Here is a 22,125-nt window from a genome sequence, read left to right as displayed (position 1 = left end):
GGAGACAAAAGAGATGCAATTCGACAAAAAGGGACGCCAGGTGACGATGCATGCAGCGGTATCGCTGGTGGCACTCTTCGGTGCGATCGGCGCCGCGCAGGCGATCGAGATCGATACCGGCAATCCTGACATCAGCATGCAGTGGGGCAACACCGTCCGCTACAACGCCGGCTGGCGCATGAACGGCAAGGACCGGGTGATCGCCAACAGTCCGAATACCGACGAAGGCGATAACTCCTTCGATCGCGGCGAGATGGTCACGAACCGCGTCGACCTCCTGACCGAGCTCGACGTCTCCTACCGCCGCCAGGTCGGCTTCCGCGTCAGCGCGGCGGCCTGGTACGACGCGGCCTTCGATGAGAACGTCAAGACGGGGGCCGGCCTGGCCAGTCGTGGCAGCTACATCGACAACGAGTTCTCCGACCGCACCAAGCGCTATCACGGCGGTCCGTCGGGCGAACTCCTCGACGCCTTCGTCTTCGGCAACTTCAACCTCGGCAGCATGCCGGCGAGCCTGAAGGTCGGCCGGCAGACCAACCTGTGGGGCGAAGCGCTGGTGCTGTCGTCGCACAGCGTCTCCTACGCCCAGGCCCCGATCGACGCCTTCAAGGCCACGGCGACGCCGGGTGTCGATGCCAAGGAAGTGTCGCTGCCGGTCGGTCAGGTGTACGGCTCGCTGCAGCTCACCGATCGCCTGTCGCTCGCGGCGCAGTACTACTACGCGTGGGATCCCACCCGTCTCGCACAGGGCGGCACCTATCTTTCGAGCACCGACTTCCTGCTCGACGGTCCGGACCGCTTTTCGCTGGCGCCGGGCGTCAACCTGGCAAACAGGGGCATCGACAAGCCGAAGGGCCAGGCGGACTGGGGTCTCGCGGCGCGCTACAACTCCGATTTGCTGGGCGCGACCGTCGGCGCGTACTACCGCGTGTTCGACGAGCGGTCGCCGACCGTCAGTATCGATCTCGCGCGTCGTACCTATCGTGCGATCTATCCGGAAGACGCCAAGCTCTACGGCCTGAGTCTCGCCAAGAACATCGGCGGCGTGTCGGTCGGCGCGGAGCTCGTGCATCGCCGCGATACGGCCCTCGCCAGCTCGATCACCGACGGCGCAAACGAAGGCGCGCGCGGCGACACCTGGCATGGCCTGGTGAACGCCGTCGCGACCTTCGGACCGACTTCGCTGTGGAGTTCTGCCGCGCTGACTGGCGAGGTGGCCTATAGCAAGCTCGACCGCGTGACTTCCGGCGAGCGCTATTTCAACGGTTGTCACCGCGACGGCGCGCCGAGCCGCGACGAGAAGACCGGCTGCGCCTCGCGTGAAGCCTGGCAGGGCACCGTGCGCTTCTCGCCGACGTGGACGGCGGTGTGGCCCGGCTGGGACATCTCCAGCACCGCCAGCCTGACCTATGGCATCGCCGGCAACAGCGCCGTGCTCGGTGGCGGCAACGAGAAAAGCGGCAGCTGGACCGTCGGCATGACCTTCACCTACAACCAGCAGCACGACTTCACGATCGCCTACAACGACTACCTGGCGACCTACCAGAAGAACCCGGCCAACGGGCTGATCCAGTTCAGCAACGGCAGCCAGCTGCAGGACCGTGGCTGGTTGTCGCTGACCTACAAGGGCTCGTTCTGAGGCCCGCCCCACCGAGAGACATGAGGAGACCCCAATGAGCGTTCGTAAATCCCTTATTCCGGCGCTGCTGCTCGCAACCGCAGGCAGCCTCGCCCATGCCACCCCGAACCCGGACGAGATCAAGCAACTGGGCACCACGCTGACCCCGTGGGGCGCGATCAAGGCGGGCAATGCCGACGGCTCGATCCCCGAATACACCGGCGGCCTCGGCAAGCCGCCGGCGAACTACGACCCGAAGCGTGCGGGCTGGCGTCCGGATCCCTTCGCGAGCGACAAGGTGCTGGTCCGCATCGACGCGAAGAACATGGACAAGTACAAGGACCGCCTGACCCCGGGCACGATGGAGATGATGAAGAAGTACCCGGACTACTACATCAACGTCTTCCAGACCCGCCGCTCGGCCGGCTATCCGCAGGACGTGCTGGACAACTCGATCAAGAACGCCACGCGCTGCGCGACGATCAACGGCGACCTGGGCCTCGACACCTCCAAGGGCTGCGGCTTCGGCATCCCCTTCCCGATCCCGAAGAACGGCCTCGAGGTGATGTGGAACCACGACGCGCGTTTCCGCCCGACCTTCATGGGCCGCAACGCCTGGGTCAGCTACGTGAAGCCGAGCGGCGAGGTGGTCATTACCGCCAAGGGCCACACCTACAAGGACTACGGCTTCTACGACAAGAGCAAGGACAAGCCCGACGCCTCGCTGTCCTTCCGCATGGAATACTTCGCCCCGACGCGGCTGGCGGGCATGCAAACCCTGTGGCACGACATGCTCGAAGACAGCGAGCGCCGCAGCTGGGCCTATCAGCCGGCGACCAGGCGCGTGCGCCTGTCGCCCGACTCGGCCGCGGACACGCCGATCAGTGCGACCGGCGGCGCCCAGGTGTATGACGAGGACCAGCTGTTCTCGGGCAAGAAGGACCGCTTCGACTGGAAGCTGGTTGGCCGCAAGGAGGTCTACATCCCGTACAACAACTTCCGCGTGATGTACCCCGAAGAGGGCGGCTGCAACCACGAGAAGCGCAACGCGACGACCCGTTTCATGAACCCGGAGTGCGTACGCTGGGAGCTGCACCGCGTCTGGCACGTCGAGGCGACGCTCAAGGACGGCAAGCGCCACGTCTATAGCAAGCGCGACATATACCTCGACGAGGATTCGTACAGCGACGGCATCTCGGAAAACTACGACAAGGCCGGCAACCTGTATCGCGTGAACATCCAGATCGGTGCGCCCGCGTACGAAGTGCCCGCGCCGTCGATCACCGAGAACTACGTCGTCGATCTCATCTCCGGGGTGTACATGAGCATGATCGCGCAGGATGGCTACCACGTCGTGCCGCGCCTGCCCGCCGCGCAGCTGTCGCCGGACTATCTCGACAAGGTGATCTTCAAGTAACCCGCGAAAGGCGCGCCGTCCCGGTTCCCGTCCGGGGCGGCGCGCAGTCTTCATGCGCATTACCGGAGTTGCAACAGTGATGACCAGCCGGCACCTGAAGTCCGTGATCCTCGGCGCGGCCCTGATCGCCTCCCTTCCCGCAGCGGCCGCGTTCCGCGACCCGCTCGAGACGCCCGCGCAGATCAACCTGCAGCTGGCGAAATCCAGCCGCCTCACGGCCGTGACCGCGGCCGGCGAGCGGCTCGTCGCGGTCGGCCCGCGCGGCCACATCCTCCTCTCCGACGACCGCGGCGCGAGCTGGAAGCAGGTCGAGGTGCCCGTCAGCGTCGATCTCGTCGCGGTGCGCTTCGTCACGCCCCGCGACGGCTGGGTCGTCGGCCACGACGGCGTGGTGCTTCACAGTGCGGACGGCGGCTCGACGTGGGCCAAACAGCTCGACGGCCAGCAGGCCATCCGCATCATGAAGGACTACTTCGTCCAGCGTGCCGACATGGGCCACGAGGATGCGCGCAAGCTGCTGAGCGACGTCGCGCGCTATGAGGAAGAGGGGCCGACCAAGCCCTTCCTCGATGTCCTGTTCCTGAACGAGCAGGAGGGTTTCATCGTCGGCGCGTTCGGCCAGGCTTTCCATACGCGGGACGGCGGAAAAAGCTGGAAGCCGCTGCTCGGCCGCATCGACAACCCGCGCTCGCTGCACATCTACGCCCTCGCGCAGTCGCGCGGCAAGATCTATGCGGCAGGCGAGCAGGGGATGCTGCTCAGGTGGGATGCCGAGCGCGAACGCTTCGATGCGATGGCGTCGCCCTACCGGGGGAGCTTCTTCGGCCTGCTCGGCACCGAAACGGGCCTCGTCGCCTACGGCCTGCGGGGCAACGCCTTCGCGAGCCACGACGGCGGCGCGAGCTGGAGCGAGCTCAGGACCGGGGTGACCGACGCGATCACCGGCGCCGCGCGCCTGCCCGACGGCGGCGTGGTGCTGGCGACGCAGGGCGGCAAGCTCCTCGTCGACAGCGGTCGGGGGCATCTGCAGGAGATGCCCGTCACGCGCGCGATGGCGTATTTCAGCCTCGCCGCCGCGGGTCCGCAGTCCCTCGTCGTGGTCGGCTCGGGCGGTGTCCAGGTCGAGTCAATCAGCATTCAGAAATAGGTGGGCGACGCTATGGCAGTCGGTAGCAAACAGATGGGCGAGATGCCCGCGATCCGGGACCTGGCGCAATTCGACCGGAACTCCGGCAACTGGCTGGAGCGCGCGGTGTTCAACCACCGCGTGCTGTTCATCCTGGCCTGCGCGCTGATCACGGCGGTGCTCGGCCTGCAGATCGCGAAGCTCGAGGTCAACGCCAGCTTCGACAAGATGATCCCGCAGAGCCACCCGTACATCCAGAACTACTTCGAGAACCGCGCGCGCCTCGGTGGCCTCGGCAACGTCGTGCGCGTGGTGGTGCGCAACGAGCAGGGCGACATCTTCGATCCCCGCTTCCTCGAGCTCACGAAGCAGGTCAATGATCAGCTGTTCCTCACGCCGGGCGTCGATCGCGCGTGGATGAAATCGGTGTGGATGTCCGGCGTGCGCTGGACCGAGGTCACCGAGGAGGGCTTTCGCGGCGGCCCGGTGATGCCTGAAGTCTTCGACGGATCGCCGCAGGCGACCGAGGAGTTCATGCGCAACATCCGCTCGGCCGGTCTCGTCGGCAGCCTGGTCGGCAAGGACTACAAGTCGCTGATGTACATCGTGCCGCTGATGGAATTCGACCCCGCGACCGGCAAGCGCATCGACTATGCTGCGTTGTCCCGTAGTCTCGAGGACAACGTGCGCGGCAAGTTCGGCGAGGCGGGCAAGGTGTCGGTGCACATCGTCGGCTTCGCCAAGCTCGTGGGCGACCTGATCGACGGCATGCTGCAGGTGATCACCTACTTCGGCATCGCGGCCGCGGTCGCCGCGGGCGTCATCTACCTGTACACGCGCTGCGTGCGCAGCACCGTGCTGGTGCTGCTGTGCTCATGCGTCGCGGTGATCTGGCTGCTCGGCTGCATCCGGCTGATGGGCTACTACCTCGACCCGTATTCGGTGCTCGTGCCCTTCCTCGTGTTCGCGATCGGCGTCAGCCACGCGGCGCAGAAGATGAACGGCATCATGCAGGACATCGGCCGCGGCACGCACAAGTACGTCGCCGCGCGCTACACCTTCCGGCGCCTGTTTCTCGCCGGCTTCACCGCGCTGCTCGCCGACGCGGTCGGATTCGGCGTGCTGATGGTGATCGACATCCCGGTCATCAAGGATCTGGCGCTCACCGCCAGCATCGGCGTCGCAATGCTGATCTTCACCAACCTGCTGCTGCTGCCGGTGGCCTTGTCCTTCGTCGGCGTGAGCAAGGCGGCGAGCGAGCGCAGTCTGGCGAAGGAAGCCGCGACCGCGACCGGACGGGGGCAGCAAGGCGTGTGGCTCTTCCTGTCGCGCTTCACCACGCGTCCCTGGGCGCTGGGTGCGGTGTTCGCATCGCTCGTGCTCGGCATCGCCGGCTTCTTCGTCAGCCTCGACGTGAAGATCGGCGACCTCGACGCCGGCGCGCCCGAACTGCGTCCCGAATCGCGCTACAACGTCGATTCGGCCTACATCGGCGGTCACTACCGGCTCTCCAACGACCAGTTCGTCGTGATCGTGAAGACGCGCGACGAAATGTGTGCGGACTACCGCGTGCTCAAGGAAACCGAGAGCCTGACCTGGGCGCTGCGCCAGGTGCCGGGCGTGCAGAGCGCCTCCGCGATGTCCGACAACATCATCAACCTGGTGTCGGGCCTGCAGGAAGGCAACCCCAAGTGGCTGTCGGTGTCGCGCAACCCGGCGCTTCTGGGCACGGCCGCGCAATGGACGCTGACGGACAACCCGGACGTGGTCGACACCGCGTGCTCGACGATCCCGGTGTTCGCCTACCTCACCGACCACAAGGCCGAAACGCTGAAGGGGGTCGTGGCACTGGTCGAGAAGTTCGCGGCCGAGCACGACAGCGAGGATCTGCGCTTCCTGCTCGCCGCCGGGCCGGCGGGCATCGAGGCGGTGACCAACATCGTCGTCGAGAAGGCGAACCGCCTGATGCTGCTGTATGTCTATGCGGCAGTCGTGGTCCTGTGCTTCATCACCTTCCGCAGCTGGCGCGCGGTGATCGTCGCGGTGATCCCGCTGGTGCTGACCTCGATCCTGTGCGAGGCGCTGATGGCCGTGCTCGGGATCGGCATCAAGGTCGCCACGCTGCCGGTGATTGCGCTGGGTGTCGGCATCGGTGTGGATTACGCGCTGTACCTGCTGTCGGTGCAGCTGCAGAATCAGCGTGCGGGGATGACGCTGGGCGAAGCCTATGCGCAGGCGATGGAATTCACCGGCAAGGTCGTGGCGCTGGTCGGCGTGACGCTGGCGGCGGGGGTCGTGACCTGGGCCTGGTCGCCGATCAAGTTCCAGGCCGACATGGGCATCCTGCTCACTTTCATGTTCGTGTGGAACATGGTCGGCGCGCTGATCCTGATCCCCGCGCTGTCGCACTTCCTGCTGCGCACGCAGGCCGACCGGGTGCCCCAGGCGCCGGCGGTTCGCGACGAAGCCGCGGAGCTGCCTGCGAGTACCACCGAACAGCCCGGCCCGGCCGACGAGAAGGCGCGGAAGCATGCGACCGGCGGCGAGCGCAAGAACGTAAGTCCGCTGATCCGGCCGGCCGCGAATCCGCTGGGCCAGCGCTGATCGGACACAAACCACGAGGGGAATACGATGTCGATCTTCATGAAGGCAACGCTGAAAGTCGATGCCTACAAGCTGCAGGAGTTTCTTGACGTCCTGCTCGGCAAGCTGGTGCCGATGCTCGAGGAGCATGGCTGGCGGCTGCACGGCTGTTTTGTCGAACGCTACGGCTCGATCAAGCCTGCGGTGGTCGTGGACATCTGGGAGATGGAGAGCATGGCGCACGTCGAACGCGTGATGAACGGCGACTTCTATCGCCAGGAGCCGCGCTACCAGGAAGCGATGGGCATCCTGAAGGCGGCCGTGCTCGAGGAGCAGGTCACGTTCATGGAAAAGAAGGGCGGCACGCTGCCGGTCTTCTACAAGTGAGGGAGGCGACGATGAACGCACCGACCCCGCAGCCGGTCCCGACCGTCGATCGGCGCATCGCCGCGCTCGGCCCGGTCATGCAACTCGCCTTCGTGCCCGCCGATTTCGACGCCGCGCTGCGCTTCTGGACGGAAACGATGGGCGCAGGCCCCTTCTACCTGATGGAGCACATCAAGGCCGAGAACCTGCGCTACCTCGGCCAGCCGGCCGACATCGACTTCTCGGCGGCCATGGGCTACTGGGGCGACATGCAGATCGAACTGATCCGGCAGCACAACGCGACGCCGTCCATCTACACGACCTGGCGCGAGCAGGGGCTGGAAGGCCTGCATCATGTATGCATCGCGGTCGACGACATGGCCGAGGCACGTCGCGTGTGCGCCGCCGTGGGTGCGACGGTGCTGCAGGAGGCGCAATTCCGTGGCGGCAGCGCCGAGGTGATCTACGTCGACACGCACGGCGGACCGGGTTCGATGGTCGAGCTGTGGAAGGGGGATGATGCCGGCCGCGCCTTCTTCGCGAGCCTGCGCGAAGCCGCACGCAATTGGGACGGGCGCGACCCCGTGCGCCGCCGGGGCTGAGCCGTGGCCGCGTCACGCTTGCTGTCGCTCGCCTCGGGCGTCATGCCCGAGGCGACTCCGCTGCAAACGGTGCGGGCGGCCGCCGAGGCGGGATTCGCGGCCGTCGGCCTGTGGATCGAACCGGAGCGCTGGACGGCGCACACCACCGCGGAGGTGCGCGCCGCCCTCGCGGATGGCGGCCTCACGGTCCTCGACGCCGAAGTCGTGTGGCTGCGGCCCGGCCCCATGAATCCCGCCCATCTGAGGGCGCTCGACATCGCTGCCGAACTCGGCGCCGCCAACGTGCTGGTGGTGAGTTCGGACCCCGACGCGGGCGCGACGGCCGGGAAGTTCGCCGCGTTGTGCGAACACGCGCGCGGCATGCCGCTGCGTGTCGCGCTCGAGTTCGGCGCCTTCACCGACGTGCCCGACCTGCATGCTGCGCTGGCGATCCTGGGTCGGGTCGATCTTCCCAACCAGGCCTTGCTCGTCGATGCGCTGCACCTGCATCGCTCGGGCGGGGACGCGGACGCGCTGGCCGCGGTGCCGCGACAGTGGTTCAGCTATGCGCAGCTGTGCGACGCGTCGGCCGTGGGGCCGGCAGCGACGGACCGCGCGGCGATCCGCGAGGAGGCGGTGGACCGGCGTTCGTGTCCGGGCGAAGGCGGGCTGCCGCTGCGCGCGCTGCTGGCCGCGCTGCCTTCGGCCTTGCCGCTCAGTGTCGAGGTGCGCTCGAGCCGCCTGCGCGAGGATTTTCCCGATTTCTCCGAGCGTGCCCGCGTCGTGCGTCGCCTGACGCAGCGCTGGTTCGACGCCGTGCTGGCCCCTGTGTGAATACTGCCCGCGGGGCGGCCGTGCACTTGTGCGGCCGGGCCCCGCGGGCCCCGAACAGCAATTCGTTGACAAGCAGTCTGGACGGTTTTAGATTAATTAGTATTAATTAATTATAAACCGGGCTTATGCGATGCACTGCGTGGAGCCGGAATGGAAGAGACATTGGACATGATCATCGCTCCGCTCAGGAAGCGAGTCGGCCGCAGGTCGGGGCAGGCCACCCGCGAGCAGCTTCTCGAAGTCGCCGCCGACTTGTTCGCGCGCAAGGGGTTTCACGGTGTGACGCTGGCGGAGATCGCCGGCGCGGCCGACATGTCCGGCCCGGCCATCTACAACCATTTCCGCTCCAAGGATGCACTGTTCGCCGAAGTCGTGGGCCTCATGTACGACGAAGAGGTTGCGGTCTTCGCGGAAGTGCTCGACCCGCTCGACTCGGTGCATGAGGCGCTCGAGCGCCTGCTCGAGCGCGTTCCCGCGATGTATCGCGGCGATGGCGTGCTGCAGCTGCTCGGGCTCACGGCCCAGCTCGAGGCGGTGCGCGATCCGCAGCTTTTCGGCGGCATCGCCCGCGCGGCACAACGCCGCGACGAGGTCGCGATCCGCCTGGTCGAACGCGCCAAGGCGAAGGGCGAGCTGCCGGCGACGGTCGATGCGGCCGAACTCGGTTCGCTGCTGATCTCGCTGTTCGTCGGCGCGCTAGGCTACCGCTCGCTGCGCGCGCCCAGTCGCGCCCAGTTCGCGCACAGCGTTTCGACTTTCCGGCACCTGCTGCGCGCATTGCGCGGCGGCGAGGCTCCAACCCGGGACACCCGCCTGCCGGCGGCGGGCCGGGATTGACCGGGATTCCGGTATTTGCAGGCAATGACAACCACAGCACCGACAAAAGAGAGGAGACGCGTCATGAGTGAAGAAGCCGTGATTACCGCAGGGTGTGGCCAGCACGCTGGCGAGGGCAGTGAATGGACCGTGCTGCGCCGCGAGTCGCACAACAACCTTCGCCGCAGGACGATCGCGCACATCAAGGCGCGGACCACGGATCTCGCCGAGGCGCCGATGACGGTGTCCACCGCGGTGTATACCGATCCGGTCCGCTTCGAAGAGGAAAAGCGCGTGCTGTTCCGCGAGCGCCCCGTCCTCGCGGCGCTGACCGGCGACCTGCCGGAGCCCGGCGACACCTTCCTGTTCGACGAGGTGGGGCCGCCGATCCTGCTGGTGCGCAACAAGGCGGGCAAGGTGAACGCCTTCCTCAACATGTGTACGCACCGCGCCGCCAAACTCGTCACCGAGTGCAAGCGCCGCAACCGCATGTCGTGCAAGTTCCATGGCTGGACCTTCGATCTCGACGGCAAGGCGGTCGGCGTGCCGGGCGCGGAAGGCTTCAAGGGCATCGACATGGCGCAGCGCAACCTGATCCCGGTGCCGGTGGCCGAATGGCACGGCCTGATCTTCGTGCGCGCGGTGCCGAACGGCGAGCCGATCGATGTCGAGGCACACCTCGGCAAGGATTTCGCGCGCGAGCTGGCGCACCTCGAGCTGGAAAAGGCGCGGCCGATGAAGACCACGCGCATCGACGTGAACAGCAACTGGAAGTACGCGCTCGACACCTATGGCGAGGGCTACCACTTCGCGACGCTGCACCCGAGCACGATCGGCGCGCTGGCCCTGTCGAACATCATGACCTACGACAACTACGGCCCCAACCATCGCATGGCGATGCCGCGCGCGGAGTTCATGGACTACGCCGACCAGCCCGAGGCCGAATGGCCGGACACGAACTACGGCGGCCTGTATTACATCTTCCCCAACGTCGTCATCAACTGCAACAACATCCCCGGCGGCAAGCAGTTCTACGGCATGTCGCGCCTGTTCCCGGGCGAGACGGTGGATCAGGCGACGACGCTGATCACGACCTACAAGCCCGGTCACATGCAGCACATCCCGGAGACGGAGCCCTGGACGGAGATGCACGACTTCATCCACAAGGTCGTGGGCACCGAGGACTACTCCGTGTCGCGCGACGGGCAGCGCAACATGAGCTATGCGCCGGCCGACTTCAAGCCGGTGCTGGGCGCCAACGAGATCGCGCTGCAGAACATCCATCGCAACATCGAAGCGATGCTGGACGCCGCGCGCAAGTAAGCGGCTCTCCGCCGGGTGCCCGCGCTCGCGACGCGGCGCGGGCATCCCTTTTTCCCGGCCGCAGCCGGGCGCCGGAAGCACGACGCACCGCTTCCCGTTATCCCCGCATAAAAAATTCTTTGCCTCGCGCGTCGATTTGATGTAAAAACAAGCCGGCTAGACGGTTTTAAGAATGCCGGGATGCGCTGGAATCAACCCCACAAATCTGGAAAAACAGAGAGATGACTGCCGAACAAGATGTGATCACTGCGCCGAAGGCCGCTTCGGCCGCGCGTCACGGCGACGGGCTGACCCGCGAGCAGCTGTTGAGCGCTTACCGTCAGATGAAGACCATCCGCGAATTCGAGGAGCGCGTGCATGTCGAGAACGCCGCCGGCGCGATTCCCGGTTTCACGCACCTGTATTGCGGCCAGGAGGCGGTGGCGGTCGGCGCATGCGAGCACCTCAGCGATGCCGACTACATCATCAGCACGCACCGCGGCCACGGACACTGCATCGCCAAGGGCTGCGATGTCGTCGGCATGATGAAGGAGATCCACGGGCGGCGCGACGGGCTCAACGGCGGCAAGGGCGGCTCGATGCACATCGCCGACATCGGCAAGGGTATGCTCGGCGCCAACGGCATCGTCGGTGCCGGCCAGCCGATCGCCGTGGGCGCGGCGATCGCGTGCAAGCTGCGCGGCGAGGGGCGGATTGCGGCGTCCTTCACCGGCGACGGCGCGTCGAACCAGGGCACGGTGTTCGAGGCGATGAACATGGCCGTCGTGCTGCAGCTGCCCAAGGTCTTCGTGTTCGAGAACAACGGCTACAGCGAGCACACCGGCGCCTCCTACGGCATCGGCTGCGAGGACATCGTGAAGCGCATCGAGGGCTTCGGCATTCCGGTGTGGCAGGCCGACGGCTTCGACTTCTTCTCGGTGTACGAGGCGATGGGCAAGGCCCTCGAGGTCTCGCGCAACGGCGGCGGCCCGACCGCGATCTACTGCGAAACCATCCGCTACTTCGGCCATTTCGAGGGCGACCCGCAGAACTACCGCGCAAAGGACGAGGTGCAGCGCTACCGCGCCGAGAAGGACTGCCTGGTGAATTTCCGGGCGCGCATGGAGGCCGATGGCGGCCTGACGGCGGCCGAGCTCGACGCGGTCGACCGCGAAGTCGGCGCGCTGATCGAGCGCGCGGTGCAGGAGGCGCGCAACGCGCCGCGCCCCCGCGCCGAAGACCTCCTCACCAACGTCTATGACAACTATTGAACGGGTCCGCTGCCATGCCTAAGAAGTCAATGCGAGAAGCCATCAACGAAGCGCTCCACCTGGAAATGGCCCGCGACCCGTCCGTCATCGTGCTGGGCGAGGACGTGTCCGGCGGCGCAGGCGGCACGTCCGGCCAGCGCGACGCCGCCGGCGGGGTGTTCGGCCTCACGAAGGGCCTGCTGCCGAAGTTCGGCGAGCACCGCGTCATCGACACCCCGATCAGCGAGTCGGCGATCATCGGCGCGGCCAACGGCGCCGCGCTCGCGGGCCTGCGCCCGGTCGCGGAAATCATGTTCAGCGATTTCATCGGTGTGTGCTTCGACCAGATCCTCAACCAGGCCGCCAAGTTCCGCTACATGTTCAACGGCGCCAAGGCGCCGCTGGTCGTGCGCATGACGGTGGGGGCCGGGCGCAGCGCCGCTGCGCAGCATTCGCAGAGCATGCACGCGCTGCTCAGCGCGATTCCCGGCATCAAGGTCGTGATGCCCTCGAACGCCTACGACGCGAAGGGCCTGCTGCTGCAGGCGATCCGCGACGACGACCCGGTGATCTTCCTCGAGCACAAGATGCTCTACAACGACACGTGCGAAGTGCCCGACGGCGATTACACGATTCCCTTTGGTGAAGGGGTGCTGGTGCGCGAGGGCGAGCACGCGACCGTCGTGGCGACGGGCCAGCTCGTGAAGCTCGCGACCGGCGTGGTCGACAGGCTCGCGGCCGAAGGGGTGCGCTGCGACCTGATCGATCCGCGCACGACCTCGCCGCTCGACGAGGAGCTGATCCTCGAAAGCGTGCGCGAGACCGGGCGCCTCGTCGTCGTCGACGAGGCGCCGCCGCGCTGCGGTTTCGCCGCCGACGTCGCCGCGCTGGCGGCGCGCGAGGCGTTCGCGAGCCTGCGTGCGCCGGTCGCGACGGTCACGCCGCCGCACACGCCGGTACCGTTCGCGCCGGAACTGGAGCGCGAGTACCTGCCCGACGCCGCACGCGTCGAGCGGGCCATCCGCTCCGTGATCGCGCACTGAGGGGGCCGGCATGAGCAGGATTCATCCGATCACCGTGCCCCAGTGGGGCCTGGAGATGACCGAGGGGACGATCTCCGCATGGCACGTCGCCATCGGGGACCGCGTCGAGAAGGGCCGCGAGCTCGTCGACATCGAGACGGCCAAGATCATCAACACGATGGAGGCCATGGGCGACGTGCCGGGCGTCATTCGCCGACTGGTGGCGAAGGAGGGCGACACCCTGCCCGTGGGCGGGCTGCTTGCCGTCGCTGCCGACTCTGAAGTGGGCGAGGCCGAGATCGACGCGTATCTGGCGCAGAACGGGCAGGGCGCGGCGCCCGCGACGGCGGTGGCTCCTGCACCGGTCGCGCAGGCGGAGGAAGCGCCGGTGCCGCCCGTTGCGGACGTGAGCGAGGCGGTTGAGCAACACGAGGCCGCGCCGGCGCCGATCGCCGTCCCGCTCAGCGGCGAGGAGCGCGAACGCATCGTCACGCGCAATGCGACGGTGAAGGCGAGTCCGGTCGCGCGCCGGGTGGCCGATCGTGCCGGCATCGACCTCACGACCCTCGCCGCAAGCGGTCGCCACGGCCGCGTGTCGCTCGAGGATGTCGCGGCCGGTCGTCAGGGGCTGCACGAGGGCGCCGTGGCGATTCCCGTTCCGAGCGATGCGGAACTGGAGCAGCGCAACGCGCGGGCTCACGCGTCCCCCATCGCGCGGCGACTCGCGAATCGCAGCCGCGTCGATCTCTCGGCCCTTGCGGGCAGCGGTCGCCGCGGACGGATTTCGGTGGCGGATGTCGAGCGTGTGTGCAGGATTCCGACGCAGACGCCGGTCGGGGATTTTGGATCGCATGAACCCGCGACGCCGGCCGCACTGTCGGACGTCCGCGCCGGCCCGGCTGCACGCAAGCTGGCCGCGGAGCTCGGCATCGACCTGTCCACCCTGCGTGGAACCGGCGCGCGCAACACCGTCCAGAAAGGCGACGTGAAGGAGGCCTTCCGCGCCGCGCTGACGCAGGACGTCGCCGCGGCGCCGGTCGAGGACTTCGAGCTGATCCGGCTCACCCCGATGCGCAAGGCCATCGCCGCGAGCCTCACGCAGTCGAAGCAGACGATCCCGCATTTCTACCTCACCGTGGATCTCGAGCTCGATGCGCTGATCGCGCTGCGCCAGGCCGTCAACGAGCAGAGCGAAGGGCGGCGCAAGCTGTCGCTCAACGACTTCGTGATGCGGGCGGTGGCGTTGGCGCTGCGCGACGTGCCGGCGGCGAACGTGCATTTCACCGAGGCCGGGATCAAGCAGTTCAGCGGGGTGCACCTGTGCGTGGCGGTGGCGATCGAGGGCGGGCTAGTGACGCCGGTGATCCGCAACGCGGAAGACAAGGGGGTGTTCGCGATCGCCGCGGAAACCGCGGATCTCGCCGAGCGGGCGCGCAGCCGGACGCTGAGCCAGGCACAGCTCACCGGTGGCACCTTCACGGTGTCGAACCTCGGCATGTATGGCGTGCGCCAGTTCGACGCGGTGATCAACCCGCCGCAGGGCGCCATCCTCGCGGTCGGCACCGTTCGCCGCGAGGCCTGCGAGGCCTCGGATGGCGGTGTGGCATTCCGCTCGCGCATGTCGGTGACGCTGTCCTGCGATCACCGCGCGATCGACGGCGCCGTCGGTGCGAGCTTCCTCGCAGCATTGCGCAAGTGGGTCGAGCGCCCCTACGCGCTCCTCGGCTGAGTTATTGGAGATCGACATGAGTGGACGTCTGCAGGACAAGGTCGCGCTGGTGACCGGGGCGGCGAGCGGCATCGGTGCCGCGGCGGCGCGCCGCTTCGCCGCCGAAGGAGCCCGGGTGGTGCTGGCCGACATCAACGAGACGGCGGGGACGGCGCTCGCGGCTGAATTGGGCGGGCACTTCGTCGTGCTCGACGTGACGCGCGAAGAGCAGATCGCGCGTGCCGTGGCGCGCACGGTGGAGCTCCTCGGCCGCCTCGACTGCATGATCAACAACGCGGGCGTCGTCGGCGCCGTCGGTTCACTGATGGAGACCACCGCACAGGCGTGGCGTGCGACCCAGGCTGTGCTGCTCGACAGCGTTTTCTACGGCATCAAGCATGCGGCGCGGCAGATGCGCGAGCAGCGCAGCGGCGTGATCCTGTCGGTGTCGAGCATCGCCGGCGTGATGGGCGGCCTCGGGCCGCATGCCTACACCGCCGCCAAGCACGGGGTGATCGGCCTCACGCGCTCGGCGGCGGCCGAACTGTCCCAATACGGCATCCGCGTGAACGCCGTGGCGCCCGGGACGACGGTCACCCCGCTGGTCGAGCAGATCCGCGGCGGGCGCGAGGCGGCGATGGAAGGGGCGAAGCAGGTCTCGCCGCTGGGTTCGGCGCTCCTCCCCGAGGAGATCGCCGCGAGCCTGCTGTACCTCGCCAGCGATGCCGCGGCGCATGTGACGGCGCACACGCTGGTGGTCGATTCGGGCGTCACGGCGGGCGGCTTCGCGTCCGGCGCGAGCGTGCTGCGCGACCGCCCCAGCACCTTCATCGGCCCGTCGGGCAATGCCTGAACAGGCAAGGGATCGGAGAACCTCATCATGAGCGAACGCCTGAAAGGCAAAGTGGTACTCATCACGGGTGCGGCGAGCGGCATCGGCGCCGAGACGGCGCGCCTGTTCGCGGTCGAAGGGGCCGCGGTCGTGCTATCGGATATCAACGCGGCCGCAGGCGAGCGCCTGGCGGCCGAACTCGGCGCGGGCTTCGTCGCTGCCGACGTCAGTGTCGAAGCGCAGGTCGCGGCGGCCGTGGCCCATGCGGTGAGCCTGCACGGCCGGCTCGACTGCATGGTCAACAACGCCGGCATGATCGGCGTCGTCGGCTCCATTCTCGAAACCTCGGCGGAAGACTGGCACCGCACCCATTCCGTGCTGCTGGACAGCGTGTTCTACGGCATCAAGCATGCGGGGCGGCAGATGCGCGAGCAGCGCGACGGAGTCATCCTGTCCCTGTCCAGCCTCGCCGGCGTGGTCGGCGGAGTAGGGCCGCAGGTCTACAGCGTGGCCAAGGCGGGCGTCATCGCCCTGACGCGCGGTGCCGCCTCCGAACTCGCGCAGTACGGGATCCGCGTGAACGCGGTGGCGCCGGGACTGGTCGTCACGCCGTTGGTCGAGCAGGTGTATGGCGACCGCGACGGTGCCATGGAAGGCGCGCGACGCGGTTCGCCGCTCGGCAGTCCCGCGTTCCCGATCGAGGTCGCCGAGACCCTGCTGTATCTCGCCAGCGACGAGGCGCGCCACGTCAATGCCCATACCCTGGTCATCGACTCGGGCGTATCGGCGGCAGGTTCCTCGGCGTCCGCGCTGTTCCACAGCCGGCCCGGCGGCTTCCTCGGCACGATGCCGAAGCTGGACTGATGCCGATTCTTCATCAACATTGGAATTGCCTGCCCCGTGCTGCGGGGCCGGCGTTCCCGGAGTATCTGAAATGCCTAGCGTGACCTTTGTTCTGCCCGACGGCGAGCGCCGCGAAGTGAATGTGTTGAAGGGCGCCAGCGCGATGAGCGGTGCCGTGCAGAGCGGCATCTCCGGAATCGTCGCCGAATGCGGCGGCTCCTGCGCGTGCGCGACCTGCCATGTGTACGTCGATCCGAGCTGCGAGGGGCTGCTGCCCGAGCGCGGCACGCTCGAGGACGAGCTGCTCGATGCCGTCGCGGCCGAACGCCGCCCCAACAGCCGTCTCAGCTGCCAGATCGCCGTGACCCCGGAGCTCGACGGCCGCCTGACGCTGCACGTCCCCGAAACCCAGTGAGCACCTCGCTCACCACGTCGTTGAAACCGCAGGAACCATGAGCATGAGTTCACCCCTGACCGTCGAAGTCGCCGACCACGTCGCCCAGGTGCGTTTCGATCGCCCCGACGTCCTGAATGCGCTGGACGGCGAGCTGGCGCGCGCGCTGGCGGCGACCTGCCGTGCACTCGCCGAGGATGCCGAAGTACGGGTCGTCGTCTTCGCTGGCAACGGCAAGGCCTTCATGGCCGGCGGCGATCTGCAGACCCTGCGGGCGCGGCCGACCGAGGCCGTGCATGAGCTGATCCCGCCCGTGCACGAGGCCGTGCGCCTCATCGCCGAGATGCCCAAGCCCGTGCTCGCCAGCGTGCACGGCGCGGCGGCCGGGGCGGGGATGAGCCTGATGCTGGCGGCGGACCTCGCCTTCGCCGCGGAGGGGACGCGCTTCACGTTCGCCTATGCGGACATCGGCACCAGTTGCGACGGCGGCATGTCGTGGGCCCTGCCGCGCGTGGTCGGGATGCGCAAGGCGCTGGAAATCGCGCTGCTGGGCGACACCTTCGATGCCGCGGAGGCGCTGCGGCTGGGGCTGGTCAACCGCGTCCTTCCCGCCCACGCCCTGGCCGAGGAGACGCTGGCGGCCGCCCGGCGCCTCGCCAGTCGCGAACCGCACGTGCTCGCGCACCTCAAGCGCCTGATGCGTGCGTCTTCGGGGCGCGCCCTCGCCGCACAGCTCGATGCCGAGTACGAGGCCTTCCTCGATTGTGCCGGCCGCCCGGAGTTCGTCGCCGCGATCGACGCCTTCTTCGCACTGCGCGCAGCGCGGCGCTGAGCCTGCGACGGCCTCGCAATGTTTCCAAGGATCCGAGGATGACCACGAATACTCCAGCCGGCTTCGTCACGCGCGAGGACACGTCGACCTACGAGACCGCCGAGCCCGTGCTGTACGCGGTGGAGAACGGCGTCGCGAGCGTGACGATGAACCGCCCGGCCTTCAACAACGCGCAGAATTCGCAGATGACCTATGCGCTCGACGCCGCCTTCCGGCGCGCCGTCGATGACGACGCGGTGAAGGTCATCGTGCTGCGCGGCGCGGGCAAGCATTTCTCGGCGGGGCACGACATCGGTACGCCGGGGCGCGACATCAACAAGCCGTTCGAGCGCACGCACCTGTGGTGGGACCACACCAACAAGCCGGGCGGGGAATTCCTCTATGCGCGCGAGCAGGAGGTGTACCTCGAGATGTGCCGGCGCTGGCGCGCACTGCCCAAGCCGACCATCGCGATGGTGCAGGGCGCGTGCATCGCCGGAGGGCTGATGCTCGCGTGGGTGTGCGACCTGATCATCGCGAGCGACGACGCCTTCTTCCAGGACCCGGTCGTGCGCATGGGCATTCCCGGCGTGGAATACTTCGCCCACCCGTACGAGCTCAACCCGCGCATCGCCAAGGAATTCCTGTTTGTCGGCGACCGCATGAGCGCCGAACGCGCGTACCAGATGGGCATGGTCAATCGCGTGCTGCCACGCACGGAGCTGGAGCAGGGCACTTATGTGCTCGCGGCCCGCATCGCCGAGCAGCCGCGCATGGGGCTCGCGCTCACCAAGCAGGCCATCAACCACGTCGAAGACCTGCAGGGCAAGCGCAGTGCCATGGACGCCTCCTTCGCCTGGCACCACTTCGCGCACAGCCACAGCGAACTGATCTCGGGCAACCGCACCGGTGGCTACGACGCGCGCAGCATGGCGGAGGCGAACCGCAAGGCCGCCACGCAGGAACCGTCCGCATGAACGCGCGCCCGGTCACTGCCGGCCTGCACCTCGCCCTGATGGCCACGATGGTCGTCTGGGCGCTGAACGTCACCGCCGTGAAATGGCTCGCCGGGGTGATGGACTTCACCCTGGTCGCGAGCCTGCGCATGGTGTGCGCCGTGGTCGCGCTGGCGCTGCTGCTGCTGTTCAGTCACCAGCACTTTCCGCGCTGGCGCGGACGGATGCTGCTGCTCGCGTGCGCCAGTGCGCTGCTGCTCGTGTATGGCAACCAGATGCTGTTCGCGAAGGCCATGGAGACGACGACCGCGACCAATGCGGCCCTGATCCTAGCGCTGAATCCCCTGATCAACGGCGTCCTCGAGGCGCTGGTGTTCCGCAAGCCGCTGACCGGCCGCTACGTCGCCGGCGCGCTGCTGGCGGTGACCGGCGTGTGCCTGGTCGTCCTCAACCAAGCGCACGCGGCGCTCGCCGGCCCCTCGTTCGGCGACCTGCTCGTGCTCGGCTCGATGCTGAGCTTCGCCTGCGGCGTGCTGGCCTTGCAGCGCCTGTCGCGGGAAAGCAATCCGCTCGCGATCAACGTGTTCCTGTATGCGGTCGGTGCGCTGGCGCTTTGCGTGCACAGCGCAGCCGTGATCGAGTCTCCGCTGGCGGTGCTGCAGACGCTGGGCTGGCGCGACTGGCTGGTCGTGGCGTTTTCCGGTGTCGGCGCGACGGCGTTCGGCGCGCTCGCCTGGGCGCGCGGCGTCGCCGCGATGGGCGCCGGGCGTGCGGCCATCTACATGGCCTGGGTTCCGGTCCTCGGCGTCGCGTTCGGTGCCCTGCTGCTCGGCGAGCCGCTGAGCGTCTGGCACCTCGCGGGCATGATTCTGGTGCTGCTGGGCACCGTATTGAGCGCGCTCAAACCCGCACGCGCAGTGCCGCCCGGGGTGGTGGAGTGCAAGTCCGCATGAGCGGTGCCGTGCGCTCCTGGCGGCTGTCGCCGCGTTCGCGGACCGCGGGCCGGGCGTCGGACATCGGGGGTTGCGATCGCAAGCCCTCCGCCCGTCCGAGGCATCGTCAAGCGCCGCATCTTGTGTTTGAATCCTGCGTCGTGAGCGCGTTCGTCGCGCGCGCCGGCGCAAGCCCTTTCTGTTTTTGCCTGGACTGCAACCGACCATGAACAATGACCTTCCCAACGCCATCCTGGAACTCGCTCCAGAGGGGCTGGCGCCGCGGCCCGACAGCCAGCAGGAGCGGAAGAGTTCGGAGACGCGCGAAACCATCCTCGAGGCGACGCTCGACTGCCTCGCCAACCATGGGTACGCCGAAACGACCAACAACCTGATCTGCGAGATCGCGAAGGTTTCGCGCGGGGCGATGCTGCATCATTACCCGACGCGGCAGGATCTCCTCGTGGCGGTCATCGACTACGCCTTCTACAAGCACATGACTGCGTTCAGCCAGACGGTGGTCCGGCTGCGGGACGAAGACCGCGTCGGCCGCAACAGCGCGATCGGGATCGACTGGCAGCTGTGCCAGAGCCGCGAGTTCCAGGCCTACCTCGAACTGCGCGTCGCCTCGCGCACCAACAGCGAGTTGCGCGCGATCTTCCTGCCGCGCGCGCGCCATCACGACCTCGTGTGGAAGGAGGAGCTCCTCAAGGTCTTCCCCGAGTGGCGCGACGACATGCGCAAGCTCGAACTCACCCGCCGGCTCACGCGCGCGATCCTCGAGGGGCTGACGATGAGCCGCGACCTGTGGAAGGATCCCGCGACCGAATGGATCCTGCTCGCCTTCACGGCCGACATGGTGCGCAAGATCCGTGTCGGCGAGCTTGTCTTCCCGTCCGAGGAAAGCCTGGAAGAATTCAAGAAGCCGGCCATCGTCGCAACGCGGCGCCCGCGTGCCACGCGTGCCAAGGCTGCCCCGCGCACGCGCAAGAAGGCCGGCATCTAGTCCGCCACGGCGGCCCTCTGCGGGTGGCGTGCGCGCCGCCCGCCGACTGACCAAGCGGAGCGGCGATGACGCCCGACAACGAGGTCCCCGACCACCATCGGCGACGCAGCGGCAAGGGCGGGCAGACCTTCTTCCCGGCCCGCGGCACTAAGCACAACCTCCTGGTCGTCACGCGCGGCCATGCCTTCGCGCGCGATCCGTTCTACGCGCTCTTCGAGGACAACCCCGAGATCGAGTGGTCGGGCGTCGAACATCCGGCGGCGCAGCTCATGTTCGCGCCGGCCATCGCCCGCCATTTCGACTGCTATGTGCTGTACGACATGCCCGGCATCGAGTTCAAGCGGCATGGCGACGGGGTGCCGGTCTTCCACGAGCCGCCCGAGTCCTACCGCAACGGTCTGCTCGCGATGCTGGAGGAGGGCTTCCCGCTCGTCATCCTCCACCATGCCTGTGCGGCGTGGCCCGCGTGGCCGGAGTGGGCGGAGATCGTCGGCGGGCAATTCCTCTACCTGCCGATGAAATCGCGCGGACGGGACAGGCCGGATTCGGGTTACCGCATCGATGCCGCCCACCGCATCGTGCCCGTCGCCGATCACCCGATCACGCGCGGCGTCGAAGCCTTCGAACTCGTCGACGAGCCCTACCTGTTCGAGGTGTTCGAGGATTCCGTGGTGCCGCTCTTCCGCAGCGATTATTCCTTCACCGCGGAGAACTTCTTCTCGGCGCGGCTCGCGCTGGCCGGGCAGCTCAATTCGAATGCGGGCTGGACTCACGCGCCCGGCAGCAACCTGGTCGGATGGGTGAAGCACTACCGCAACAGCCCGATCGTATACCTGCAGTTCGGCGATGGTCCCGCGGCCTACGGCAATCCCGCGTTCCGGCGCGTGCTCGCGAATGCCATCCGCTGGGCGTGCTCGGCCGAGGCGAGAGCCTGGGCGCGCGAGCGGCGCGCGGCGGAATGCGCTCAGGGCGGGGCGCACAGCGCGCGCAGCGCCGCCGGGTCGGAGAGCGTCAGCGCGCCGTAGTGGCGCTCGATCAGGCCGGTACGCTCCCAGTCGCCCAGCACCTTGTTGATGCTCTGCCGGCTCGTGCCGAGCATCTGGCTCAGGTCTTCCTGCGACAGGTGCAGGATGTGGCGCGGGGGCTCCCCGCCACCCTGCAGCACGTTTTCCGCCAGCAGCAGCAGGCGTTGTGCGAGCCGGCCCTCGAGTGACAGCAGCGCATTGCTTTCCAGCAGCAGCGTCGAGAGGCGGATGCGCTGGCACAGCAGCGGCACGAAATGGCGGTACAGCTGCGGTTGGGCGTCGAGCAGGGCGTTGAGCGGTTCGCGCGGGATCATCAGCAGCTCGCAGTCGCCCTGGGCATCCGCGGTGTAGGTGCGCGGCAGGCCGTCGAACAATGAGGATTCGCCGAACCAGCAGCCCGGCTCCATGAGTCCGAGCAGCGCCTCGCGTCCGTCGGCCGTCGAGCTCGTCGCGCGGATGCAGCCGCTCACCACGCCATACATGCCGTCGGGGACGTCACCTTTCGTGAACAGCCGGGAATGGTCCGTCAGATGCCGCGTGCGTGTCATCGCGACCACGGCGCCAACGGCCGCTTCCGGCAGGTCGCGGAACATCGGATTGCGCAGCAGGAGCGTCCGCCGCTCGCGATCGGCGGCGACTGTAAAGACTTTGACAGTCGGGGAGGGCATCGCTCTCTAGACTCCCCCGATACAACACCTATACA

Annotated in this window: 21 protein-coding genes; 20 read left to right on the top strand and 1 reads right to left on the bottom strand. The window is 67.8% G+C overall.

Annotation, left to right across the window (positions count from 1 at the left end; translation table 11 throughout):
- Window positions 1-13: 13 nt before the first annotated feature.
- From GPA22_RS01890 to GPA22_RS01795, 20 genes are all read left to right on the top strand, one after another.
- Window positions 14-1,639, top strand: coding sequence for a DUF1302 domain-containing protein (locus tag GPA22_RS01890; RefSeq protein ID WP_169254407.1), 1,626 nt, complete (start codon window positions 14-16; stop codon window positions 1,637-1,639).
- A gap of 34 nt (window positions 1,640-1,673) precedes the next feature.
- Window positions 1,674-3,035: a DUF1329 domain-containing protein gene (locus GPA22_RS01885; RefSeq protein WP_169254406.1), complete on the top strand. Its 1,362-nt coding sequence runs from the start codon at window positions 1,674-1,676 to the stop codon at window positions 3,033-3,035.
- Between the two features lie 79 nt (window positions 3,036-3,114).
- The gene (locus GPA22_RS01880) at window positions 3,115-4,182 is read left to right on the top strand and encodes a WD40/YVTN/BNR-like repeat-containing protein (protein ID WP_169254405.1); all 1,068 of its coding nucleotides are present in this window, start codon (window positions 3,115-3,117) and stop codon (window positions 4,180-4,182) included.
- Window positions 4,183-4,194: 12 nt separating this feature from the next.
- On the top strand, window positions 4,195-6,765 hold the full coding sequence (locus GPA22_RS01875; RefSeq protein WP_169254404.1) for an efflux RND transporter permease subunit: 2,571 nt from the start codon (window positions 4,195-4,197) through the stop codon (window positions 6,763-6,765).
- A gap of 27 nt (window positions 6,766-6,792) precedes the next feature.
- The gene (locus tag GPA22_RS01870; protein WP_169254403.1) at window positions 6,793-7,131 is read left to right on the top strand and encodes a hypothetical protein; all 339 of its coding nucleotides are present in this window, start codon (window positions 6,793-6,795) and stop codon (window positions 7,129-7,131) included.
- A gap of 11 nt (window positions 7,132-7,142) precedes the next feature.
- Window positions 7,143-7,712: a VOC family protein gene (locus GPA22_RS01865; RefSeq protein WP_169254402.1), complete on the top strand. Its 570-nt coding sequence runs from the start codon at window positions 7,143-7,145 to the stop codon at window positions 7,710-7,712.
- Between the two features lie 3 nt (window positions 7,713-7,715).
- Window positions 7,716-8,525: a sugar phosphate isomerase/epimerase family protein gene (locus GPA22_RS01860; protein WP_211168881.1), complete on the top strand. Its 810-nt coding sequence runs from the start codon at window positions 7,716-7,718 to the stop codon at window positions 8,523-8,525.
- A gap of 150 nt (window positions 8,526-8,675) precedes the next feature.
- Window positions 8,676-9,362, top strand: coding sequence for a TetR/AcrR family transcriptional regulator (locus GPA22_RS01855; RefSeq protein ID WP_169254401.1), 687 nt, complete (start codon window positions 8,676-8,678; stop codon window positions 9,360-9,362).
- 63 nt (window positions 9,363-9,425) lie between these two features.
- On the top strand, window positions 9,426-10,664 hold the full coding sequence (locus GPA22_RS01850) for an aromatic ring-hydroxylating oxygenase subunit alpha (protein WP_169254400.1): 1,239 nt from the start codon (window positions 9,426-9,428) through the stop codon (window positions 10,662-10,664).
- Between the two features lie 221 nt (window positions 10,665-10,885).
- Window positions 10,886-11,914: a thiamine pyrophosphate-dependent dehydrogenase E1 component subunit alpha gene (locus GPA22_RS01845; protein WP_169254399.1), complete on the top strand. Its 1,029-nt coding sequence runs from the start codon at window positions 10,886-10,888 to the stop codon at window positions 11,912-11,914.
- 29 nt (window positions 11,915-11,943) lie between these two features.
- A complete protein-coding gene (locus GPA22_RS01840) occupies window positions 11,944-12,936 on the top strand; it encodes an alpha-ketoacid dehydrogenase subunit beta (protein WP_246264000.1) in 993 nt (330 codons plus the stop codon).
- A gap of 10 nt (window positions 12,937-12,946) precedes the next feature.
- Window positions 12,947-14,644: a 2-oxo acid dehydrogenase subunit E2 gene (locus tag GPA22_RS01835; protein WP_169254397.1), complete on the top strand. Its 1,698-nt coding sequence runs from the start codon at window positions 12,947-12,949 to the stop codon at window positions 14,642-14,644.
- A 16-nt stretch (window positions 14,645-14,660) separates the two neighbouring features.
- Window positions 14,661-15,476 carry an SDR family oxidoreductase gene (locus GPA22_RS01830; protein WP_169254396.1) on the top strand — a complete coding sequence of 272 codons (816 nt, stop codon included), beginning with the start codon at window positions 14,661-14,663 and terminating at the stop codon, window positions 15,474-15,476.
- Between the two features lie 27 nt (window positions 15,477-15,503).
- Complete coding sequence (locus tag GPA22_RS01825; protein ID WP_169254395.1) at window positions 15,504-16,319, top strand: SDR family oxidoreductase; 816 nt, start codon at window positions 15,504-15,506, stop codon at window positions 16,317-16,319.
- A 70-nt stretch (window positions 16,320-16,389) separates the two neighbouring features.
- Window positions 16,390-16,713, top strand: coding sequence for a 2Fe-2S iron-sulfur cluster-binding protein (locus tag GPA22_RS01820; protein WP_169254394.1), 324 nt, complete (start codon window positions 16,390-16,392; stop codon window positions 16,711-16,713).
- Window positions 16,714-16,756: 43 nt separating this feature from the next.
- Window positions 16,757-17,524: an enoyl-CoA hydratase/isomerase family protein gene (locus GPA22_RS01815; protein ID WP_169254393.1), complete on the top strand. Its 768-nt coding sequence runs from the start codon at window positions 16,757-16,759 to the stop codon at window positions 17,522-17,524.
- Window positions 17,525-17,562: 38 nt separating this feature from the next.
- Window positions 17,563-18,480, top strand: a complete 918-nt coding sequence (locus tag GPA22_RS01810; protein WP_169254392.1) for an enoyl-CoA hydratase — start codon at window positions 17,563-17,565, stop codon at window positions 18,478-18,480.
- Window positions 18,477-19,412 (top strand): DMT family transporter, encoded by a 936-nt coding sequence (locus GPA22_RS01805; RefSeq protein WP_169254391.1) that lies wholly within the window; start codon window positions 18,477-18,479, stop codon window positions 19,410-19,412. Before GPA22_RS01810 ends, GPA22_RS01805 begins: the two co-directional genes overlap by 4 nt.
- A gap of 205 nt (window positions 19,413-19,617) precedes the next feature.
- Window positions 19,618-20,397: a TetR/AcrR family transcriptional regulator gene (locus GPA22_RS01800; protein ID WP_169254390.1), complete on the top strand. Its 780-nt coding sequence runs from the start codon at window positions 19,618-19,620 to the stop codon at window positions 20,395-20,397.
- A gap of 65 nt (window positions 20,398-20,462) precedes the next feature.
- Window positions 20,463-21,422 (top strand): ThuA domain-containing protein, encoded by a 960-nt coding sequence (locus tag GPA22_RS01795; protein ID WP_169254389.1) that lies wholly within the window; start codon window positions 20,463-20,465, stop codon window positions 21,420-21,422.
- On the opposite strand, the gene GPA22_RS01790 is transcribed toward GPA22_RS01795, so the two are convergent.
- Window positions 21,362-22,090, bottom strand: a complete 729-nt coding sequence (locus GPA22_RS01790) for a Crp/Fnr family transcriptional regulator (protein ID WP_169254388.1) — start codon at window positions 22,088-22,090, stop codon at window positions 21,362-21,364. The two genes, GPA22_RS01795 and GPA22_RS01790, sit on opposite strands and share 61 nt — an antisense overlap.
- Between the last annotated feature and the right edge of the window lie 35 nt (window positions 22,091-22,125).

It is taken from the genome of Aromatoleum toluvorans, from assembly GCF_012910905.1.
In the GTDB taxonomy this organism is placed as follows: Bacteria; Pseudomonadota; Gammaproteobacteria; order Burkholderiales; family Rhodocyclaceae; genus Aromatoleum; species Aromatoleum toluvorans.
The sequence above is the reverse complement of the archived record's forward strand: the minus strand, read 5'-3'. Positions and strand labels throughout refer to the sequence as shown.

What these genes read in the sequence shown, in the direction of transcription:
- GPA22_RS01890 (WP_169254407.1), top strand. Translation starts at nt 14, where the DNA reads ATGCAATTCGACAAAAAGGGACGCCAGGTGACGATGCATGCAGCGGTA.
- GPA22_RS01885 (WP_169254406.1), top strand. Translation starts at nt 1,674, where the DNA reads ATGAGCGTTCGTAAATCCCTTATTCCGGCGCTGCTGCTCGCAACCGCA.
- GPA22_RS01880 (WP_169254405.1), top strand. Translation starts at nt 3,115, where the DNA reads ATGACCAGCCGGCACCTGAAGTCCGTGATCCTCGGCGCGGCCCTGATC.
- GPA22_RS01875 (WP_169254404.1), top strand. Translation starts at nt 4,195, where the DNA reads ATGGCAGTCGGTAGCAAACAGATGGGCGAGATGCCCGCGATCCGGGAC.
- GPA22_RS01870 (WP_169254403.1), top strand. Translation starts at nt 6,793, where the DNA reads ATGTCGATCTTCATGAAGGCAACGCTGAAAGTCGATGCCTACAAGCTG.
- GPA22_RS01865 (WP_169254402.1), top strand. Translation starts at nt 7,143, where the DNA reads ATGAACGCACCGACCCCGCAGCCGGTCCCGACCGTCGATCGGCGCATC.
- GPA22_RS01855 (WP_169254401.1), top strand. Translation starts at nt 8,676, where the DNA reads ATGGAAGAGACATTGGACATGATCATCGCTCCGCTCAGGAAGCGAGTC.
- GPA22_RS01850 (WP_169254400.1), top strand. Translation starts at nt 9,426, where the DNA reads ATGAGTGAAGAAGCCGTGATTACCGCAGGGTGTGGCCAGCACGCTGGC.
- GPA22_RS01845 (WP_169254399.1), top strand. Translation starts at nt 10,886, where the DNA reads ATGACTGCCGAACAAGATGTGATCACTGCGCCGAAGGCCGCTTCGGCC.
- GPA22_RS01840 (WP_246264000.1), top strand. Translation starts at nt 11,944, where the DNA reads ATGCGAGAAGCCATCAACGAAGCGCTCCACCTGGAAATGGCCCGCGAC.
- GPA22_RS01835 (WP_169254397.1), top strand. Translation starts at nt 12,947, where the DNA reads ATGAGCAGGATTCATCCGATCACCGTGCCCCAGTGGGGCCTGGAGATG.
- GPA22_RS01830 (WP_169254396.1), top strand. Translation starts at nt 14,661, where the DNA reads ATGAGTGGACGTCTGCAGGACAAGGTCGCGCTGGTGACCGGGGCGGCG.
- GPA22_RS01825 (WP_169254395.1), top strand. Translation starts at nt 15,504, where the DNA reads ATGAGCGAACGCCTGAAAGGCAAAGTGGTACTCATCACGGGTGCGGCG.
- GPA22_RS01820 (WP_169254394.1), top strand. Translation starts at nt 16,390, where the DNA reads ATGCCTAGCGTGACCTTTGTTCTGCCCGACGGCGAGCGCCGCGAAGTG.
- GPA22_RS01815 (WP_169254393.1), top strand. Translation starts at nt 16,757, where the DNA reads ATGAGTTCACCCCTGACCGTCGAAGTCGCCGACCACGTCGCCCAGGTG.
- GPA22_RS01810 (WP_169254392.1), top strand. Translation starts at nt 17,563, where the DNA reads ATGACCACGAATACTCCAGCCGGCTTCGTCACGCGCGAGGACACGTCG.
- GPA22_RS01805 (WP_169254391.1), top strand. Translation starts at nt 18,477, where the DNA reads ATGAACGCGCGCCCGGTCACTGCCGGCCTGCACCTCGCCCTGATGGCC.
- GPA22_RS01800 (WP_169254390.1), top strand. Translation starts at nt 19,618, where the DNA reads ATGAACAATGACCTTCCCAACGCCATCCTGGAACTCGCTCCAGAGGGG.
- GPA22_RS01795 (WP_169254389.1), top strand. Translation starts at nt 20,463, where the DNA reads ATGACGCCCGACAACGAGGTCCCCGACCACCATCGGCGACGCAGCGGC.
- GPA22_RS01790 (WP_169254388.1), bottom strand. Translation starts at nt 22,090, where the DNA reads ATGCCCTCCCCGACTGTCAAAGTCTTTACAGTCGCCGCCGATCGCGAG.